Raw genomic sequence first — 19,936 nt, 5'->3', positions numbered from 1 at the left:
AGGCGGCCTGCAAAGCTGGCTACCTTCCGTCTCTTACATTTCTAAGCTCTTCGGCAACGAGAACTTTTTTATTTCATCATTCAGCTTAGAGAGCGCTTCCTGATTAGTCGCATCATAATAACCTCTGATACGGTGCTGAGGATCCAGAAGAACAAATAGATTGTTATAAATAAATTTGCGCTGTCCTTTTTCAATATTCTGCTGGGCATCAATATAAAGCCCTTTATTGATCCAGTTATAAACCTCGGTACTATCTCCCGTTAGCAAATCCCATTTACCCGCCCTAGCTTTTAAATGAGCTGCATAAGGAAGCAGTTTGGCTGGTACATCCGTTACCGGATCTATACTGAGACCTATAAAATGAATTAAAGGGTTCTTAGCATAGGTACTCGCAAAAACATTCATTGCTTTGTTAGCAAACTCTACCGCATAGTTGTTTCCAGAAGTATAAACTAAATTCAGCACCAGGATCTTTCCTTTATAATTATTCCAGCTTACTGTGTCTGCCTGCTGATTAATGAATTTAAAGTCGGGCAACTGATGATAAATGGTATCAGGAATCTGTTTTCCTCTTTTAGAATGAAAAGTAGTGGCTACTTTTTTAGGGCCGAAAAAGGGCAATGGCTTATACCTGTTCTTTCCTTGTTCAACCAGTTCATAATATAAAAATCCCGGTACCGCTAAAATCGATACCAGGATTATTATTTTCTTTATTGAAGTAAACTTCATGAATTAAACAGTCATGTGTATATGCAAATAACCACCCTCGATAAGCATCAAGGTTATAAAGTAAGCGATAAATATAAATGCAAGCCCCAGTGACAGTTGCAACCCGGTCTTTTCAAACTTAAGGTGCATAAAGTAGGCAACAATATAATATGCTTTTAAAAGGGTTAATAAGATATAAGCAATATTACCAGCAGTATGAGGAATCAGATTTTTTGGTAAAATCACTAATGCAATGATAAATTCTACTACAGTAATCCCTAATAAGATAAAGAATACCTGCCAGATTTTAGATTTGCTTAGGCCAGCATGCTCATCATGTGCATGCTCTTCTGTATTTTTAAGTAAGTTGTCAGACATAATATTTTTTTATTTAGATAACATTTATTTTAATTGGTACTAAAGCTATCATGAGCCTGCGGCTAATGATGGTTTATTTTAGGGAATTAAACTAAATAGAAGAAGGTAAATACGAATACCCAAACCAAATCAACAAAGTGCCAGTATAAACCTACTTTTTCAATCATCAGGTAATGACCACGTTTCTCGAAAGTTCCGTTGATAGTCATACATAAAATGATAATATTTAATAGCACACCTGTAAATACGTGAAATCCGTGGAATCCTGTAATGGTAAAGAATAGGTTAGCAAACTGTTGTGCTGCAACGTTAGACACAGGACCAACAAAGAAATGCTGTAATTCTTCTGGCTTAGGAATACTTCCCCACCAGAAACCTTCATGGTGAAGGTGAGACCACTCTAATGCCTGACATCCAAGGAACATAAAACCACCAATAATGGTTGCAACCATCCACCAGATAACTTGTTTCTTAGCACGTCTGTGACCAGCCAGCTCAACAGCTAATACCATCGTTACTGAACTCATGATCAGGATAAAAGTCATCAAACCTACGAACACCAACGGTGCTCCAGAATCCATTATGCCTGGAATAGACTGGAATACCAAATCCGGATCAGGCCATGTAAACTTTGTAAAACGTTGTGCTCCGTAGTATACCAATAATGAAGAGAATGTAAATGCATCTGATAGCAAGAAAAACCACATCATTATTTTTCCGTACTCTACCGACCACGGTGAACGGCCGCCACTCCATGGAGTAGTTTTTACCTGATCTAATTGTGATAATGAATTCATTTTAAAAATTGTAATAGTTTGTTAAAAAGTCTAACTGTTCAAAAGTAAAAAAACATAGAGATATATCCATAATATATCTATAAAATGCCAAAATATAGAAGCTATTTCTATACGATATACCGCATTTTCTTTAGGAACTTTGCTATATGCACCCCAAAGACTGTTCAGGATGAAACAAAGACCTGCAAAAATGTGTAGTAAGTGCATCCCCGAAACAATATAAATCGTAGAAATTGCTGCGTTATTGTTTACAAGTGTAGCACCACTCCGGTATAATGCCGACCACGCATCGACTTGAAGATAACCAAAAGCAATCCCCAATATCATGGTCGCCCATAGAAATATTTTTTGTGTCTGTATATTTTGCTGACGCACGGCCTTTGCCGCGAAAAATAAACAGATACTGCTTAATACAAGCACCGCTGTACTGTACGCAAAGACGTCCGGAAGAACTAATCCATGTCCTTTACCTTTTGATGCTGCAAAAACAATATAATAACTTGTAAATCCCCCAAACATAATAGTTGAAGAGACTACAAAAAGCCAAAGAACAAATTTCTTAGCTTTAAAAGAGGTAGCTAATCTATCCTGCGCCACGTCTTCCTGTTTTAATGTATGTACCATATAAAAAAAAAAAAACTATTTACCTATAAAATCAAACAATAAAATCAGTTGAACCAGTGGTATATAAAAGAAAGAACAGAACATGATGACTTTACGAGCGCTGTCTATATCTAGTTTTACCAGTAGTTTAAATGCCAGCAATGCAAAGATCACTCCGGCTATGATTGAAACCCCTGCAATATAATAACCGCCAAATCCAAAAAAGGTAGGAAGCAAACTCACAGGTATTAATATTAACGTGCTTAAGAAAACAAGAAATGCGCTTGTTTTATCTCTTTTTTTAGTAGGTAACAATCTGAAACCTGCTTTTTTATAATCATCATCAAAAACCCATGCAATTGCCCAGAAATGTGGGAACTGCCATACGAACTGAACAAGGAAAAGAATTCCTGCCACTTCATAATCCACATGCGTAAAGTTTGTTGTATGACCTAAGGCCGCTAAATAACCAATTAGCGGTGGTAAAGCACCTGGTATTGCTCCGACAAATACTGCAATCGGAGATTTACGTTTTAAAGGCGTATACACAAAAGCATATAATAAGATAGAGAAGACGGATAAAAGCCCCCTTTTTCAAGATTTAATTTCCCTAATAACCAGGTTCCGAGCATGCCCATGATCAACCCCAAAACTAAGCCCTGGCCTGTTGTCATTCTACCTGCTGGCATCGGACGATCCATTGTACGGGTCATCAGTTTATCCAAATCCTTTTCTATAATCTCATTAAAGCAGTTGGCAGCTGCGGTAACTAAAAATCCACCCGCAACCAGAATAAGCCAGTTTCCCCAGTCAATAGACGGAACCTCTCCCCTGGCAACCTGCATTCTTGAACCAATTAGAAAAGTAACTGACGCAGAAAACACAACCAGAAAAGTAAGTCTGAATTTGATGAGTTTAGATAAATCTGAGAAAAATAATTTCAATTCTATGTGTTTTAATATTATTGATTATAAGTACTTGTTCTGTATACCAGCAGATATAGATAAAACTGGAGTGTAAACAGAACTGTTGAGAACACTAAATGTATAACCTGAGCTGCAGGCGGCAGTGCAAAGTTAGCTAATAATAACCCACTCGCAATTTGTACCATCAGCACACAGCACAATTGAATTACCTAACTTCAATTCTGTTGCTTTACCACCAAACTTGTTCATCACAAACTGGTAAATAAATGCGTTCAGTACGACTACAAAAATTGCCAGATCGCGGTGATAAGAGAATATATCACCTATTTTCCCTATCCAGGTATGTCTTTCCTGATACAACAGATTTTTTGAAATTTCATCAATTGCTTCCCTTACCTCTGTTCCTAAAACAATCTGCAATATACTCAGCACTAAAGAAACAAGGATCAGCACCTTTAACCAGAATACTTTAGAAATGACTACTGTCGCTTCCTTATACAGTGTTTGCGCATAGTAATAAGTATAGACCAGTATCGCCAGCATAACCAGGGCGAGCAGCATATGAACAGTTACAACCCAGGCTAATAAATTGGTTGAAACTACTATTGATCCCAGCCAGGCCTGAAAAACTACCATAAAAAAATTCAGTATGCTTAATACTATAATCCTTTTAGCTTTTACTCTTATACGTAAATGAAAGAACGGTTACTGCAATTAATAAAAATCCCGTAGCTGCACCGGTAAGCCGGTTAATATATTCAGTCCAGGTTTTAGCAGCATTGAATGATTCAGGAACTGTGATGCTTTGATCGTGACGAATACTGTCAGCAACATCCTTTTTACCCATTTTATCAAGTATAAGCGCAAAGCGCTCATTCTTTTTAACCCTGCCTGCTACGTATTTCTCTTTATAGTCTTTCGGAAGCTGATCTACCGAGGTTGGTGGAACATATTGGTCAAAACATTTTGGCCAGTCCGGACACCCCATACCTGAACCTGTACTGCGTACTACTGCACCTGCTAAGATAAGTACTAACGTCACTATTAAAGTAATCAGGTTTAACCGGATAAATCTCTTTTCAGATTTAGGAACCATTGGTTTGATTTTAAAAAAAATGAGGTTATCGTTCTAAGTAGATACTCAAGCAGATAACCTCATTGTATAATTTTAATAAAGGAGATTAATCCAGTATTGCTTTTTCTTTTGCTTGTTTTTCTTCCCACTCTCTCTGGATGCGCTCAGATTCAGCGTTTCCTTCAAAGTCATGTGGCATGTTAGAGCTCATGGTCTGAGAATAAGGAACAGTTTGAGGGATGAAATCATGTTCAGCACCTGGCTTACTGTAATCATATGGCCAACGGTATACTGTTGGGATTTCTCCTGGCCAGTTACCATGGATATGTTCAACAGGGGTAGTCCATTCTAATGTATTAGATTCCCAAGGATTCTGTGTTGCTTTTTTACCTTTGAAGATCGAGTAGAAGAAGTTGAACAGGAACGCAACCTGAGCTAAAGCGGCAACGATCGCAGCCCATGTTACAAAGATGTTTACTGTAACCCATTTCTGCATGAATTCAAATTCAGTGAATGCATAGTAACGACGTGGTACACCATCTAAACCTAAGAAGTGTAATGGAAAGAATACTAAGTAAGCACAGATAAATGTAACCCAGAAGTGAAGATATCCTAATTTCTCGTTTAACATTCTTCCGAACATTTTTGGATACCAGTGATAAACACCGGCAAGCATACCAAATATAGCAGCAGATCCCATTACTAAGTGGAAGTGGGCAACTACAAAGTAAGTATCGTGAAGATTTATATCTAAAGATGCATTACCTAAGAAGATACCAGTTAAACCACCAGAGATAAAGAATGAAACCATACCAATAGCACATAACATTGCAGGTGTGAACCTGATATTACCGCGCCACAGTGTAGCTAAGTAGTTGAAAGTTTTTACTGCTGAAGGAACAGCAATAATCAGTGTAGTGATCATAAAACACACCTAATAACGGATTCATCCCCGTTACAAACATATGGTGCCCCCCCATATACAATAAACGAAAGGATAGTAATACCGATTAGTGAATAAACCATCGCATGGTAACCAAAAATTGGTTTTCTTGAATTTACCGAGATAACCTCCGAAGAGATACCTAAAGCCGGCATAATTACAATATATACCTCAGGGTGACCAAGGAACCAGAATAAATGCTGCCATAAGATTGGAGAACCACCTTCGTTAGGTAATACCTGAGTACCCATAACGATATCAGATAAATAGAAACTTGTACCGAAACTACGGTCAAAGATCAATAACACTACACCTGCAACTAAAACAGGGAATGATAAGATACCTAAGATAGCTGTTAATAAGAAAGCCCAGATCGTTAATGGCATTTTCCAAAGGTCCATACCTTTAGTACGCATGTTTAATACAGTACTTACATAGTTGATACCACCCATTAACTGAGAAGCTACAAAAAGAACCATACTGATTAACCATAATGTCATACCTAAACCTGAACCTGAAATAGCTTTTGGAAGCGCAGATAATGGTGGGTATACTGTCCATCCGGCACTTGCAGGACCTGTTTCAATAAAGAATGAACTCATCATTACGATACAAGCGATAAAGAATAACCAGTATGAAAGCATATTCATAAATGGTGATGATGCCATATCCCGTACCCCGAGCTGAAGAGGAATCAGTAAATTACTAAACGTCCCGCTCAATCCTGCAGTCAGTACAAAGAATACCATGATGGTACCGTGTATCGTTACCAGAGCAAGGTAAAAATCAGGTTTGATTCTTCCTCCTTCTGCCCATCTTCCTAAAAATGTTTCAAGAATAGGAAAACTTTTGTCTGGCCAGGCCAGTTGCATACGAAATAAGATAGACAATCCCATTGCAATAACAGCCATAACAATACCAGTTATTAAAAACTGTTTAGCGATCATTTTGTGATCCTGGCTAAAAATGTACTTAGTTATGAAAGATTGTTCGTGATGCCCATGATCGTGACCGTCATGGTGATCGTTGTTATGTGTATCGTGTAATGTTATAGTTGACATAATGCGCTATTCCAGTATAATTATTTTGTTAAAGCCGGTTTATTCATTGCTACAGCAGGAGCACTTGTCGCAGCTTTAGCTGTACTATCAGCTGGTGCTGCTGCGCCGCCGCGGTGCAGCTGCTGGTTCTGGTACGATTGGCAAGTTAAATTGCTTTCTCAAATCGTTATTGATAAACTTAGGTTGTTTAACTACCCATGCATCATATTCAGCCTGAGAAACAACTCTAACAACCTTTTGCATATTATAGTGACCAGATCCACAGATTTTTGAGCAATAGAACAAGAATTTAAATGCTGGATCATTTACTTTAGTCTGCATATCAGCAGTAGTAATAGTTGGTGTGAATTCAAAATAAGAAGTCATACCCGGAACAGTGTTTAACTGAATCCTGAAATGCGGCATATAAAAACTGTGCAGGACATCTTTACTTGTTAAAATCAATCTTACAGGTTTGTTGACAGGAATAACCATTTCCTCTGCCATCTGATCATCAAGATTGTCTTTATCATTGAAGTCCATACCCAAACTGTTTGTTCCGGTAATCAATTTATAGTTTTTCTTTCCTACAATCTTATCAGCTCCCGGATAACGGATAGTCCATGCAAACTGTTGAGAAGTGATCTCAATACTCAATGGTTTGTTATTAGGATCTTCAATTTTGTAAAAGATTGATCTCCAGGTAAGGAATCCCATTAATACCAATACAGTAAGCACTAACGCAGGAACAATTGTCCAGATACGCTCCAATGCATTATTGTGTGGGTAATAATAAGCTTTTCTTTTACCAGTATTCTTGTAGAAATAAGAGAACAGGAATAATACCAGGTGTGTTCCGATAAATACGATAGTTGTCAGGATCAGCGTAATGTTGAACATCTGGTCAATTTTCGCACCGTGCTCAGAAGCAGCATCAGGAAGAATCATGTTTCCATGAACTGTATATTCAAAATAAACACCGTATAATCCAACGATTAAGAAGATCACAAACAGAACACCATTCACAGTATTCCAGTTGATTCCGGCAGGTTTATCCTGAGCTTCACGTGTTAATTCATACACACGCATCGCTTTACCAACTATTGCTATAAATAAGCAAAGCAGTAAAAATAACAGGGTATAGAATGCTGCCGACTTATAGACCGGGAACATATCAATAGGTTTTTTGGCAGCCGTAGCGGCAGCACCGGCGGCAGCTTCTTGTGCAAATGCGCTCGTATTTGCAAACACAGTAAGAATTACTGCCAGGGCCGCTATTGTCTTATTGCTTATAAATTTTCTTAAACTCATTTTCTTAAAAGTAGTACGATGTACTTCTACTATAAATTAATGTATATAACTCTAACCCGGGACTACAAATGATGATTCAGACTTTCTTGTAAGAAAGGGTGATTCTTTGCAATTAAAGGTTTCTTACTTAATGCAGATAATACTGTAAAGGTAAACAAGCCTACAAAACCAATAGCTGTTCCTATTTCAATAATACCAAAACCATTATGTGACTCTACAGTTCCTGGCATAATCATTTGGTAGTAATCTACCCAGTGACCACACAAAACAACTATACATACAGCCAGCATAATATTTTCCTGCCTTTTTTTATTATCACGATCCATCAATAACAGAACCGGAGCAAGGAAGTTCAATACTAAATTCAGGAAGAACCAGAACTTGTAGAATTCAAATCGTTTGTAAAAATACACAGTTTCTTCCGGCATGTTGGCATAATAGATCAACATAAATTGCGCAAACCATACATAAGTCCAGAAAATTGAGAACCCGAAGATGAATTGACCTAAGTTATGAAGGTGACTATTATTAACCCATTGCATATAACCTGCTTTTCTTAACAGGATGATAATGATAGCAATTGTAGCTAAACTACTTACCCACATTGCTGCGAAGTTGTACCATCCAAACATAGTTGAGAACCAGTGTGCCTCTAATGACATCACAGTATCAAATGCAAAGATTGGAGTTGTAAAACCGTAGATAACTAAAAATATACAAGAGTATTTAAAACTTTTCGTGTATGAATTTAAACCACCTTCTAAATCTTCGTTAGTTGATAATTTAGAAAGTAAGATAGCGAAGAAAGAATAGATACTTAAAAATACAACCTGACGTCCTAAGAAGAAAGGCACATTTAAGAAAGCTGATTTTCCGTCGATTAATTTATCATAGTGTTCAGAAGTCGGATCAGTTAAGCCCGGTGCATTCCAGTGATGATAAAGATTATGTGTGTATAGTCCCAGACCAATAACAGCGATCAGGATCACTACTGCGATAGGCAATGTTTTTGCCATAGCCTGAGGTACACGTAAGATAGATGCAGACCATCCCGCCTGCGCTACAAACTGAACAGCTAAAAAAAATGCACCCGACATACATACACAGGCGAAGTAATAGGCCATAAGTAACAGGTTGGCAAAAGTCCGCTCATGGAGTCCATGATCAGAGAAACCATAAGCTATACTTGCGATACCAATAACGATCGCTGCAATGCTTAAAGTTTTAGCCTTTCCTGTAAACTCAAACTGCTCATTGAAATTATAATTGTGAGTTCCCATTTATATCTGCTTTTCTATTGTATTTTTTTGTAATTGTTGAACATACATCACAACTTTCCATCTTTGATCTGGAGTAAGCTGAGAGGCATGTGACCCCATGTTATTTAACCCGTACATGATAGTGTGATAGATTTTACCTTCTGATAAATCTTTCATCATACCACCACGTGATGACGCTGCATCACCATGATAAGCTGGTACACCTGTAAATTTCTCAATTTGAACAAGGTGTCCTTTACCATCTCCTTTTTCACCATGACAAGGTCCGCAGAATACAGTAAAGTAATGTTTACCTGACAATAAATTCTGTGGTGTCTTAGCTAAAGGATTGTGTAGGTTTAAACCTGCGGCTTCGTAACCTTCTTTAGTATTTGCATACTCATACTTTACAAATCCTACCGGACTTGTGTTAGCAGGAGGCGTTTGTGCAGTTTGTCCGTTTGCAAAATTCTTATTTGCCTGATCAGGGTCGTAAGCAATATGATCATACATATTCCTCGCATATTCCAAACCTGGATTATTCTTATTCCTGCAAGACGAAAGTGTTGTAACAGCAAGGGCAAGAACAACAAATGAGGCTGCAACTATTTTATTCTTATTCATAGCTAATATACTTCCTTTCATTGTGCTTAACTTCTATAGCACCAGCTTCTTTTAATAATCCGTCAATTTTACTGTGATCTCCGTTTTCCTGAGCATCAACAGCTATAATAAATCTATCATCTGTGGCTCTTAAATCCATTACTCTTGGTGCTCTTCCTGGGAAAAGGTGAGTAGATGCATAATAAGATCCTACTAATCCAAATGCACAGAATAAAATAGTTACCTCAAACATAATCGGAATAAAATCCGGTAATGCGAAAGCTGGTTTACCACCAATATTATGTCTCCAGTCTACTACCGAAGTAAGGTAGATTAGTGCAAATGCAGATACTGTTCCTGTTATCCCGCAGAAAAATGCAAGGATATCCAATCTTGATCTTTTAATTCCTAGTTTGGCTTCGATGCCGTGGATAGGCATAGGCGTATAAAAATCATGGATGGATCTTATGTTGTTCTCCTGTAACTTTTCGATGCCATGCATCATTTCGTCAGGATCGCCAAAACTGCCTAAAATATATTTGATATTACTCATTGTTATATTTTTGCGTATTCTTCTTGTTTAACACTATCAAATTTCTCTAGAGACTCAACGTATTCTTTAACGTGAGCTTTGTCCAAATGACCTTCTTTAATCTGTGCAAGTTTAGCTTGCTCACTTGATGTTTTAAGTAATAGTTTCACCTCTGCAATTGCAATTGAAGGCAGAACTCTTAAGAACAACAGGAATAAAGTAAAGAATACCCCGATTGAACCTACAAAGACACTCACATCTACCCATGTTGGATAGAACATCGCCCAACTTGATGGAAGGTAATCACGGTGTAATGAGGTAACGATAATTACGAAACGCTCAAACCACATACCGATGTTAACCACGATAGATAAGATCCATGTTGCAGGTATGCTCAAACGGATTTTCTTGAACCACAGTAACTGCGGAGAAATTACGTTACAAGTCATCATCATCCAGTATGCCCACCAGTATGGACCAGTTGAACGGTTGATGAATGCATATGCTTCATATTCTGAACCTGAATACCAGGCAATAAAAAACTCAGTGATGTAAGCCACACCTACGATTGATCCTGTAAGAATGATGATCTTATTCATCGATTCAATATGGAACATGGTGATGTAGTTTTCAAGACCCAATACTTTACGGGCGACCAGTAATAAGGTTAACACCATGGCGAAACCAGAGAAGATCGCACCAGCCACAAAATATGGAGGGAAGATTGTAGTGTGCCATCCCGGGATAACTGAGGTTGCAAAGTCCATCGATACAATTGTGTGTACCGAAAGTACCAGTGGCGTAGAGATACCGGCAAGGATCAGAGACACAGTCTCGAAACGCTGCCATGTTTTAACGTTACCGCTCCATCCGAAAGAGAAGATAGAGTAAATTCTGCGGCGTAAACCAGTCGCACGGTCACGGATAGTAGCAATATCCGGTAATAAACCTGTATACCAGAATAATAAGGATACAGAGAAGTAAGTAGAGATCGCAAACATATCCCAAACCAGTGGTGAGTTAAAGTTTACCCATAATGAACCGAACTGATTCGGTAAAGGTAATACCCAGTAAGCTAACCATGGTCTTCCCATGTGGGATACAACATATGTTGCGGCACAGATAACGGCGAAAATCGTCATCGCCTCTGCCGACCTGTTAATCGAGTTACGCCAGTTCTGACGGAAAAGTAATAGTACCGCCGAAATCAATGTTCCTGCGTGACCAATACCTACCCACCATACGAAACCGGTGATATCCCATGCCCATCCTACAGTTTTGTTCAGACCCCATGATCCGATACCGTTCCAGAAAGTATAACTTACTGCAACTAACCATAAGGTCGCTCCCATAAGGGAAACTATAAAACCTATCCACCAGGCCCTGTTGGGCTTATTCTCAACTGGCATTAAGATATCATCCGTAATTTTTTTTGCATACGTGATATCATTGCCGGTGATTAGTGGTTCTCTTAATATTGATTCGTTATGTCCTGACATAATGTGTTTTCTTTAATATCAGCTTACGCTTGTACTGTTGGTAATGAATCTGTGTTTCTAATTTTTGTCATGTAACCTATTCCCGGTTGAGTGTTTACCTCTTCCAATACATAGTAAATACGCTCACTGCGTAATGCTTTCGATACTTCTGATTCCGGATCGTTGCCATCACCAAATATAATTGCATTTGCTGAACAAGCTTCCTGACATGCCATTTTGATATCTCCATCTTTCAACGGACGTTTCGCAATCTTAGCTGACAATTTACCAGCCTGGATACGTTGGATACACATTGAGCATTTCTCCATAACACCTCTTGAACGGGTAGTCACGTCTGGGTTAAGAACCAGTTGAGTGAATTCATTGTTCAGGTAGTTATCGAAACGTGAATCATTCCAGTAGTTAAACCAGTTGAAACGACGAACTTTATATGGGCAGTTATTTGCACAGTAACGAGTACCAACGCAACGGTTATAAGCCATGTGGTTTAAACCATCCGAAGAGTGAGTCGTTGCCAGTACAGGACAGACAGTTTCACAAGGAGCGTGATCACAGTGCTGACATAACATCGGCTGATGTACAACAGTTACACGGTCAAGATTTTCCATGTGTGCAATCTCTTTTTCCTCAGACACACTCTTATCACCTTCTTCAAAGCTATAGTAACGGTCAATACGGATCCAGTGCATCTCTCTGCGTCTGCGAACCTCATCGCGTCCAACTACAGGGATATTGTTTTCTACGTTACAGGCTACAATACAAGAACCACAACCAGTACAAGCATTCAGATCGATTGCCATAACCCAGTTATTTCCTGGTTTCTCATATTTATCCCATAAATCGTAAGTTTTATGTTCGCTGTCATGCTTACCAGTACCAGCTGAAGGATTTTTTTCACATATTCTTTGAAAGTTGCTTCGCGGATAATGTTTCTTCCTTCGAAAAGAGTGGTGAGTTTGTGTTTGAGCAAGCTCGTTGGTAGCACCAGTTTTAGTAATCGTGATGGTATTTGCATACTGTAATGTTCCATTGCTGAAAGTTACAAATGGATATGCATTCTTACCTACATTATCACCAGCCTTACCTACTTTAGTACGTCCATAACCTAAAGCTATAGAAGCAGTACCAATTGCTTGTCCTGGCTGAACCAGAACTGGTAAAGTGATTGTATATCCGTTGCTTCCTTTTACGTCAACAACATCAAATTCTTTAATTCCTAAAGACTCTGCGAATTTAGGCGCAAGAGCGATGTAGTTATCCCAGGTTACTTTAGAAACCGGGTCAGGCAATTCCTGTAAAAATGCATTGTTTGCATGTCTACCATCGCGCATTGCTACACTTTCATAAACCTGAAGCTCGATATCCTTAGCTAAAGCAGCACTGCTTTTTACTACTGATGGAGCAACAGCTGCTAAAGAAAGATTGAAGCTGTAAGCTCCTGCTGTTTTAGGTGCTGAAGCAAATACTCCAGTCTCTAATACATCATTCCATGTTTTACCTAAAGCAGGAAGTATATTTTTCTCCCAGTTGTTACGTACATACTGGTAGTACTCTTTAACAGGTGCGTTAGACCAGATCAGTAAACTTTCTTCAGCCTGACGTGAATTGAATACCGGGTTGATTGTTGGCTGAACGATAGAATAAGATCCTTCGTAGCTGTTTGCATCACCCCATGCCTCTAAGTAATTCTGATTAGTTGCAATTACATCACATAAAGTAGAGGTCTCATCCTTACGGTCTGAGAAAGAAACTTTCAATGGAACTTTACTTAATCCATCAGTGAATGATTTGGAATTAACCACATCGTAAGCAGGATTATTATCTAAGAAGAATACAGCAGCAACTTCGCCCCTGTTCATCTCATTTAAGAATTCAGCAAATTCAGCATCATTACCTGAATAACGTTTGTTAGGATTATCCAAATCGATAGTTGTACCATAACTGCCAATAGCAGCGTTGATCGCGTTTACCAGGATTTGAGTAGAAACATCGTTAGAACCACATACAACTAAAGCTTTTCCTTTTTGCTGAACTAATTCTTTAGCAATCAGTTTAAGTGCTTTTTCTGCAGTACCATTCTTAGGTAAAGAACCACCAGCTAAATTGCCACCAGTGATTTCATTATATAAGGTAATCAGCGCAGGACCCTGCTCTGATAATTTAACCGGGATACGTGTATCAGCATTGGTACCTGTCAAACTCATACCAGCTTCGAACTGGAAATGACGGGACATTTTGCCTTTTGCCAGTGATTTGTGGTTTCTGTTAGCCACATACTGAGAAGTGAATTCTTCTCTCGCTAATCCATGTTCCTAAAAAGTCAGCAGCAAAACTCACGATTAAGTCAGCTTTGTCGAAGTTATATTTAGGTATTACAGCCTTACCAAAGCTATTCTCATTTGCTTTGATGATACCAGTATAAGATACTGCATCGTACTGTACATGTTTTGTTGCAGGGTAAGCAGCTATAAAGTCTGCAACTACTGCTTTAGTAGAAGGACTGTTTACAGATGAAGAAACGATGCGGATCTTCTTGCCCGAAGCTTTTGCTTTTGCCAGCTCTGCAGCTACAAATGCATCAACCTTCGCCCAGGTAGTCTCATCATTCTTTAATACAGGTGCTTTAAGTTTCGAAACATCGTACAAATCAAGTACAGAAGCCTGAGCCTGAGCATCAGTACCACAATTGAATTCTCCTGCGTTAGGATTTGGCTCAATTTTGATAGGTCTTCCTTCCCTGGTCTTCACCAGGATACTTTGGCCATTATAACTTGAAACATAGTAATTCGGGATACCCGGGATTACTTCTTCAGGTTTAATCAGGTAAGGTATTGATTTGTGAATCGGAGCAGGCTGACAAGCGGCAAGTGTTACCGCACCAAGACCAAAGCCTAAGGCTTTTAAAAAGTCACGGCGAGGAGTTACTGTACTTAATCCTGCTCCTGCTTCATTTAAAACATCTTCTATTGGAAGCGGCTCCGCAAATTCGTTTTTGTTGTTTTCAACAAAATCGGAGGTCTTGTTAAATTCCTCTAAGCCTTTCCAGTATTTTTTATTGCTTTCCATTTAAGCTATATTACTGTTTATCGAACGTTCTTTTTACTAAACTCTATTAATAGTGACATTTACCACACTCAATTCCACCCAATGCTGCAGGTGTAATTTTCTCACCTTTTTTGATTTTCTCATGAGCCTCAATAATTTTGGTGTAGAATGCGTTGTCTTTAACTTCTAATTTGGTGTCTTTATGACAGTTGATACACCATTTCATGGTTAGAGGAGAATACTGATAGATCTCTTCCATTGTATTAACTGGTCCGTGACAAGCAAAACAAACCGGTTCGTTTGGTTTCAACCCTTTTTCTTTACGGATAGCTTCTTCAGCTACAACAACGTGTTGAGAGTGATTGAAGTAAGCGAAATCAGGAAGGTTGTGAACACGTACCCACTCAATTGGTTTTTCTTTAGACTTGTCATAAGTCATTTTATCTGCATCGTAACCCAATGCATTGTAGATTTTCTGAATCTCAGGAGAGATGTTTCCATCATGGCTGTCTCTGGCCTGAACCTGTTTGTGACAATTCATACAAACGTTAAGCGAAGGTATGGTTGCGTTTTTAGATTCAAATGCACCAGCATGACAGTACTGACAATCAATCTGGTTCACACCAGCGTGCAATTCGTGAGAGAATTTAATTGGCTGAGTTGGTTGATAGCCAGTGGCAACACCAGTGTTCCACATCCCCATCCATCCAAATGAACCTAAGCTTATTACTAAACACAGGATCACAAAGAAAACAAACTTCTTGTTTTTTTGAATAACTGACCAATGCCAGCCATCATTGAAACTTTCTCTTGTTCTTCTTCGATTTCTACACCTTGTTTTTTCAGGATCAGACGCTCAAGCATCTTAATTGCTCTTGCCAGGATCACCAATACAATAATAGAGATCAGGATTACTGCAATTACTCCTACGATAGAGAAGTTTGAAACTTCATCAGAACCAGTAGCAGCGCCAGCAGCTTCAACTTTTTTAGGCTCACCTGCCTTTACGTAAGCAAGGATACTTTTAATCTGCTCAGGCGTTAATGATGGAAACGCTGTCATATCGGCATTCGGATTGAACTTCGAAGCCTCTACAGCCTCTTTGTCTCCCGACGCGATAAATGCCGGAGCATTGTTTATCCATTTCAACAAAAACGCTTCGCTCTTTGTAGGTACAATCGTTTGTAATGCCGGGCCGATCAAATCGCGGTCCAGTGCATGACATGAAGTACATTTTTCCTTGAAGATTTTTCTACCTTCTACTGCGTCTTGTGCTTGCGTACCAGAAACGATTAAAACAGATAGAGCCGTAAACATAAATGCCGACTTCCAAACTCTTCTAATGATCAATGAGATATTCCTCATAATGAGTATTTTATGCTTTATTTTTTTTTAAAAAACTAATAAACGATTGATGTTTAAACTCTTGTTCTTCACCAAAACGTCCACAAAAGTAAAATTTATTAAGTTACCAATGACAAAGAAATGACAGTAAATACAATTTATAATCATTCTAAACTTTTCCTTTTTATGGCTTTAAACGAAGAAAATCAGCAAATTTTTCTATTTGCTGATTTTCTTACTTACAAAATCCAAAGAAGGATTTGGAATTTTAATTTACATTTTTAATATCCATGCGAAAATCAAAGGCGCTACAATCGTCGCATCAGACTCGACGATAAACTTAGGCGTATTGATATCCAGCTTGCCCCAGGTGATCTTTTCGTTAGGAACAGCACCAGAATACGATCCGTAAGAAGTAGTCGAATCAGAGATCTGACAGAAGTAAGTCCAGAAAGGAATGTTCTCCATTTCCATATCCTGATACAGCATAGGTACTACACAAATCGGGAAATCTCCGGCGATACCACCACCAATCTGGAAGAATCCGATTCCTTTTCCACCGCTTTTTTAATATACCAGTCAGCAAGGTAACCCATATACTCAATTCCGCTTTTCACAGTAGAAGCTTTTAATTCGTTTTTCATTACATAGGAAGCGAAGATATTTCCCATTGTTGAATCTTCCCATCCCGGAACTACAATCGGCAGATTTTTTTCCGCAGCTGCAAGCATCCATGAATTTTTAGGATCGATTTCATAATATTGTTCAAGCACACCGCTCAACAACATTTTGTACATATATTCATGTGGGAAATAACGCTCACCTGCTTTTTCAGCATTTGACCAGATATCCTGGATATGTTTCTGTAAACGTCTGAAAGCTTCTTCTTCAGGGATACAAGTATCAGTTACACGGTTATAATGGTTTTCTAATAAATCCCACTCGTCCTGAGGAGTTAAATCACGGTAGTTAGGTACACGTTTATAATGTGAATGGGCAACAAGGTTCATAATATCTTCTTCCAGATTCGCACCTGTACATGAAATTATAGAAACTTTATCCTGACGGATCATCTCCGCTAATGAAATTCCCAGTTCAGCAGTACTCATTGCACCTGCAAGGGTAATCATCATTTTACCACCTTCGTCTAAATGCGTTTCATAGCCTTTAGCCGCGTCCATCATTGCTGCTGCATTGAAATGGAGGTAGTGCCCTTCCATGAATTTTGATATTGGTCCTCTTGTTACGCTCATTTTAATTAAGATTATTCTGTTTTGTATAAACCGCCGCAAAATTAGTAAATATTATGTAAAAACGAGTTCCGGTTCACAGACCATATTATTAATGAACAACCGGGATAAAAAAAAGACAGGACACCTAATTATATATAGGTAAAAATTAATACTCTATTTTATTTAGAATTATTATAAATAATGTGTTATGTTTGAATTATTCCAGAAAGACGCTCTCATTTTTTATGCTTAATGGTTAAACTCAAAAATGCAATATTATGTGCAAAACAACAGTTTTAAGTTCAGGAAAAGACACTGCAATTTCTCATTGCTTGCTGCGATGTATTTTACATATGGCACAATAATTTGCTATTAAACTTCACCCACAACGACTTTTTGAATTTCAAGGATATCATTGAAAACTTCTCATTTACTGAGACAAGCCTCCCTTTTCCTGATAAGAAAGAGCGAATATTATTACGTACACCACATGAAGATATCAGCTTTGCTTTTACTTATGAAGAGCTGGATGCTTTCCGTTCTATGTTAAACGAAGCCGTATTCATGAAAGAAGTCTACACCCTGATGGGAACAGAGCCGGGAACAAACCAGTAGCGATAATTAAAGCACAGCCTGATTTTATTCTTAATATTGCTTACTTTAGCGCCTTTATTTTACCATTTATAAAGCGCGCAGCCCCTTCTAATGAGAAAATTTTTACTTTGCACCACCCTATTGCTCTCAACGCTTCATGGATTTGGACAAATGAAACTGATCAAACGTATGCTATCAGAGGATGTAGACACTACGCGTAAAGCGAGTTTTATGCCGCTTCCCCTGCTAAGATATTCACAGGAGACAGGTTTAGAGTTTGGTTTTGGCGGTCTTTATTCGACATATCTGGACAGAAAAGATACCTTAAACCGTAGTTCTAATTTTTCTACCGTACTTTCTTTTTCTACTGAGAAACAATATAATGTCAGCCTGAAAGGCGACGTATGGACAAAACATAATACTTTTCACCTGATCAGCGAATTGCGTTTCAGAAGCATGCCTTTTGACTTTTTCGGAATAGGTAACCAAACCCTTGAAGCTAATAAAGACAGGCTGGTACAACGCCAGGTCCGGGCCTTTTTTGACGTAGAGAAAAACATCCTTCCATTTGCCTATACAGGAGTATCCCTGGGATTCGAGAACTTTAGTTTCAAGGATAAAGAACCGGGAGGAATTTATGCTACAGACCCTGCTGTATTAGGTAAAAACGGCGGATCAGTTGTCTATCTTGGTGTATCCCAGACTTACGATACAAGAAATTCAAACAACTACCCTACTAAAGGATTTTTCGGAAGAGTATCCTACCAGTACGCGCCAAACATCTTTGGTGGAAATGACTTTTCAGGCAGTCAGATCAAAGTTGTTGTCCGTAACTTCTGGCCAATTTCCAGAAAATTCGTATTAGGTGTTAACGGGATTTATCATACTGTACAAAGCAGTAATACCCCATTCTATCTTTTACCACAACTCGGTAATGACGAAATGATGCGCGGTTATTATTCGGGCCGCTACAGAGATGAAAACTTATTGGCAGCACAAACAGAATTACGCTACCGCTACAATAACCGCTTTGGTTTAGTTGCATTTGGTGGTGGCGGACGTGTTTTTGCTAATGGCGATTTCTCTCTTAAACAGTTTAAACCATCCTTCGGTGCTGGGGTAAGATACTTCTACGATCCGGCTAAAGGCCTGAGCGTAAGAGCAGATTATGCCGTTGGAGAAAAAAGGCCTAACGAAGCCAGACAATCAGGGTTTTACCTGAGCCTTGCAGAAGCATTTTTAGAATTTAATCTTAAAATGCTCTTTTTTCTGCCCTTTTTTGAAATAAACAAGACCTATCCAGAATAAATCAACAGTTACTGTAACATCCGGATGGTTTTTTATTTCTTCCCAGGCTTCTTTCATCCCTTTGCTCCAATAGATGTCATCGAAGATCAGTAATGAATTTTCATGCACCTTAGGCAGACACCATTTGAAATAATTTATAGTTGCATCTTTACGGTGATTACCATCGATATAGACAAAATCCAATTGAGGAGCGTGTTCAATAACTGCTGGCAATAGCTCGTCAAAGTTACCAACCTGCAGTTCTATATTATCCAGTTCAAGATCCTGAAAATTCTGATATGCTTTTTTTGCAGTCTCCGGGCAACCTTCAATCGTAATAATGTCCGAATCAGGACAGCCATTAGACAAATAAGCCGTCGTAATCCCCAGACAAGTTCCCAGTTCAATTATATTAGCAGGTTTACTATTTTTAGCCAGGCGATAGATCAACTGCGCAAGCCTTGGTGATTTTAAAGCATTTTTAGCGATTTCTTTTACCTTTTTAGTACGGTTTTTGTTCAGATGAGAACCCGCACCAAGATCCGTAACCGTGATTAAGGCATCGTCATTTAAAAGTTTTTTTCTTTGTTCCTCAATGCCTTTATATTCAGTTTTGGAGTTAAAGTCGTAAATTACCTCATCTACCAAATGATAAACAAAGGGTGAATGAGTTCCGTGTCTGCTTTTAGAGGTTAAACGATGTTTCAGATAGTCACTGATAAATTGTAATGCCATAACTGCAAAAATAGATAAACGATTA

Annotated in this window: 18 protein-coding genes and 3 pseudogenes; 2 read left to right on the top strand and 19 right to left on the bottom strand. The window is 38.5% G+C overall.

All coding sequences use genetic code 11. The annotated features are described in order from the left end of the window. Positions 1-33 precede the first annotated feature (33 nt). From ACWYN3_RS31305 to ACWYN3_RS31220, 18 genes and pseudogenes are all read right to left on the bottom strand, one after another. Positions 34-729, bottom strand: a complete 696-nt coding sequence (locus ACWYN3_RS31305) for an SCO family protein (protein ID WP_456217786.1) — start codon at positions 727-729, stop codon at positions 34-36. A 3-nt stretch (positions 730-732) separates the two neighbouring features. Further along, positions 733-1,086 (bottom strand): cytochrome C oxidase subunit IV family protein, encoded by a 354-nt coding sequence (locus ACWYN3_RS31300; protein ID WP_456217785.1) that lies wholly within the window; start codon positions 1,084-1,086, stop codon positions 733-735. An 86-nt stretch (positions 1,087-1,172) separates the two neighbouring features. Beyond that, entirely contained in the window at positions 1,173-1,883 is a 711-nt protein-coding gene (locus tag ACWYN3_RS31295; protein ID WP_456217784.1) for a cytochrome c oxidase subunit 3, read from the bottom strand. A 30-nt stretch (positions 1,884-1,913) separates the two neighbouring features. After that, positions 1,914-2,480, bottom strand: a complete 567-nt coding sequence (locus tag ACWYN3_RS31290) for a cytochrome c oxidase subunit 3 (RefSeq protein WP_456217783.1) — start codon at positions 2,478-2,480, stop codon at positions 1,914-1,916. 42 nt (positions 2,481-2,522) lie between these two features. Then, a complete protein-coding gene (locus ACWYN3_RS31285; protein ID WP_456217782.1) occupies positions 2,523-3,035 on the bottom strand; it encodes a UbiA family prenyltransferase in 513 nt (170 codons plus the stop codon). Next, a complete protein-coding gene (locus ACWYN3_RS31280) occupies positions 3,020-3,430 on the bottom strand; it encodes a UbiA family prenyltransferase (RefSeq protein WP_456217781.1) in 411 nt (136 codons plus the stop codon). Before ACWYN3_RS31280 ends, ACWYN3_RS31285 begins: the two co-directional genes overlap by 16 nt. A 132-nt stretch (positions 3,431-3,562) precedes the next feature. After that, on the bottom strand, positions 3,563-4,048 hold the full coding sequence (locus ACWYN3_RS31275) for a COX15/CtaA family protein (RefSeq protein WP_456217780.1): 486 nt from the start codon (positions 4,046-4,048) through the stop codon (positions 3,563-3,565). 34 nt (positions 4,049-4,082) lie between these two features. Further along, positions 4,083-4,508, bottom strand: coding sequence for a COX15/CtaA family protein (locus tag ACWYN3_RS31270; protein ID WP_456217779.1), 426 nt, complete (start codon positions 4,506-4,508; stop codon positions 4,083-4,085). Between the two features lie 85 nt (positions 4,509-4,593). Beyond that, a pseudogene (locus ACWYN3_RS31265) lies at positions 4,594-6,377 on the bottom strand (cytochrome c oxidase subunit I). 201 nt (positions 6,378-6,578) lie between these two features. Next, positions 6,579-7,781, bottom strand: a complete 1,203-nt coding sequence (locus ACWYN3_RS31260) for a cytochrome c oxidase subunit II (protein ID WP_456217778.1) — start codon at positions 7,779-7,781, stop codon at positions 6,579-6,581. Positions 7,782-7,843: 62 nt separating this feature from the next. Beyond that, positions 7,844-9,061, bottom strand: coding sequence for a quinol:cytochrome C oxidoreductase (locus tag ACWYN3_RS31255; protein WP_456217777.1), 1,218 nt, complete (start codon positions 9,059-9,061; stop codon positions 7,844-7,846). After that, on the bottom strand, positions 9,062-9,664 hold the full coding sequence (locus ACWYN3_RS31250) for a c-type cytochrome (RefSeq protein WP_456217776.1): 603 nt from the start codon (positions 9,662-9,664) through the stop codon (positions 9,062-9,064). Beyond that, entirely contained in the window at positions 9,657-10,196 is a 540-nt protein-coding gene (locus tag ACWYN3_RS31245) for a DUF3341 domain-containing protein (protein WP_456217775.1), read from the bottom strand. Before ACWYN3_RS31245 ends, ACWYN3_RS31250 begins: the two co-directional genes overlap by 8 nt. 2 nt (positions 10,197-10,198) lie before the next feature. Then, entirely contained in the window at positions 10,199-11,674 is a 1,476-nt protein-coding gene (gene nrfD, locus ACWYN3_RS31240; protein ID WP_456217774.1) for an NrfD/PsrC family molybdoenzyme membrane anchor subunit, read from the bottom strand. Positions 11,675-11,697: 23 nt separating this feature from the next. Continuing rightward, positions 11,698-14,740 (bottom strand): annotated as a pseudogene (locus ACWYN3_RS31235) (TAT-variant-translocated molybdopterin oxidoreductase). A gap of 46 nt (positions 14,741-14,786) precedes the next feature. Further along, positions 14,787-15,422, bottom strand: coding sequence for a cytochrome c3 family protein (locus tag ACWYN3_RS31230; RefSeq protein WP_456217773.1), 636 nt, complete (start codon positions 15,420-15,422; stop codon positions 14,787-14,789). A 38-nt stretch (positions 15,423-15,460) separates the two neighbouring features. Then, positions 15,461-16,084 carry a c-type cytochrome gene (locus ACWYN3_RS31225; protein WP_456217772.1) on the bottom strand — a complete coding sequence of 208 codons (624 nt, stop codon included), beginning with the start codon at positions 16,082-16,084 and terminating at the stop codon, positions 15,461-15,463. A gap of 252 nt (positions 16,085-16,336) precedes the next feature. After that, a pseudogene (locus ACWYN3_RS31220) lies at positions 16,337-17,316 on the bottom strand (deoxyhypusine synthase family protein). A 294-nt stretch (positions 17,317-17,610) separates the two neighbouring features. On the opposite strand from ACWYN3_RS31220, the gene ACWYN3_RS31215 reads away from it, so the two are divergent. Both ACWYN3_RS31215 and ACWYN3_RS31210 read left to right on the top strand, forming a co-directional pair. Then, positions 17,611-17,910: a DUF6686 family protein gene (locus tag ACWYN3_RS31215; protein ID WP_456223217.1), complete on the top strand. Its 300-nt coding sequence runs from the start codon at positions 17,611-17,613 to the stop codon at positions 17,908-17,910. Positions 17,911-18,060: 150 nt separating this feature from the next. Beyond that, positions 18,061-19,197: a BamA/TamA family outer membrane protein gene (locus ACWYN3_RS31210; protein WP_456217771.1), complete on the top strand. Its 1,137-nt coding sequence runs from the start codon at positions 18,061-18,063 to the stop codon at positions 19,195-19,197. On the opposite strand, the gene ACWYN3_RS31205 is transcribed toward ACWYN3_RS31210, so the two are convergent. Next, a complete protein-coding gene (locus ACWYN3_RS31205; protein WP_456217770.1) occupies positions 19,129-19,911 on the bottom strand; it encodes an O-methyltransferase in 783 nt (260 codons plus the stop codon). The two genes, ACWYN3_RS31210 and ACWYN3_RS31205, sit on opposite strands and share 69 nt — an antisense overlap. Between the last annotated feature and the right edge of the window lie 25 nt (positions 19,912-19,936).

The organism is Pedobacter sp. NJ-S-72, assembly GCF_053890575.1.
Note: the sequence above shows the minus strand (reverse complement) of the source record. Positions and strands in the feature narration are given on the sequence as shown.

What these genes read in the sequence shown, in the direction of transcription:
- ACWYN3_RS31225 (WP_456217772.1), bottom strand. Translation starts at nt 16,084, where the DNA reads ATGAGGAATATCTCATTGATCATTAGAAGAGTTTGGAAGTCGGCATTT.
- ACWYN3_RS31210 (WP_456217771.1), top strand. Translation starts at nt 18,061, where the DNA reads ATGAAACTGATCAAACGTATGCTATCAGAGGATGTAGACACTACGCGT.
- ACWYN3_RS31295 (WP_456217784.1), bottom strand. Translation starts at nt 1,883, where the DNA reads ATGAATTCATTATCACAATTAGATCAGGTAAAAACTACTCCATGGAGT.
- ACWYN3_RS31250 (WP_456217776.1), bottom strand. Translation starts at nt 9,664, where the DNA reads ATGAATAAGAATAAAATAGTTGCAGCCTCATTTGTTGTTCTTGCCCTT.
- ACWYN3_RS31300 (WP_456217785.1), bottom strand. Translation starts at nt 1,086, where the DNA reads ATGTCTGACAACTTACTTAAAAATACAGAAGAGCATGCACATGATGAG.
- nrfD (WP_456217774.1), bottom strand. Translation starts at nt 11,674, where the DNA reads ATGTCAGGACATAACGAATCAATATTAAGAGAACCACTAATCACCGGC.
- ACWYN3_RS31260 (WP_456217778.1), bottom strand. Translation starts at nt 7,781, where the DNA reads ATGAGTTTAAGAAAATTTATAAGCAATAAGACAATAGCGGCCCTGGCA.
- ACWYN3_RS31230 (WP_456217773.1), bottom strand. Translation starts at nt 15,422, where the DNA reads ATGGGGATGTGGAACACTGGTGTTGCCACTGGCTATCAACCAACTCAG.
- ACWYN3_RS31255 (WP_456217777.1), bottom strand. Translation starts at nt 9,061, where the DNA reads ATGGGAACTCACAATTATAATTTCAATGAGCAGTTTGAGTTTACAGGA.
- ACWYN3_RS31205 (WP_456217770.1), bottom strand. Translation starts at nt 19,911, where the DNA reads ATGGCATTACAATTTATCAGTGACTATCTGAAACATCGTTTAACCTCT.
- ACWYN3_RS31270 (WP_456217779.1), bottom strand. Translation starts at nt 4,508, where the DNA reads ATGGTTCCTAAATCTGAAAAGAGATTTATCCGGTTAAACCTGATTACT.
- ACWYN3_RS31305 (WP_456217786.1), bottom strand. Translation starts at nt 729, where the DNA reads ATGAAGTTTACTTCAATAAAGAAAATAATAATCCTGGTATCGATTTTA.
- ACWYN3_RS31245 (WP_456217775.1), bottom strand. Translation starts at nt 10,196, where the DNA reads ATGAGTAATATCAAATATATTTTAGGCAGTTTTGGCGATCCTGACGAA.
- ACWYN3_RS31275 (WP_456217780.1), bottom strand. Translation starts at nt 4,048, where the DNA reads ATGGTAGTTTTTCAGGCCTGGCTGGGATCAATAGTAGTTTCAACCAAT.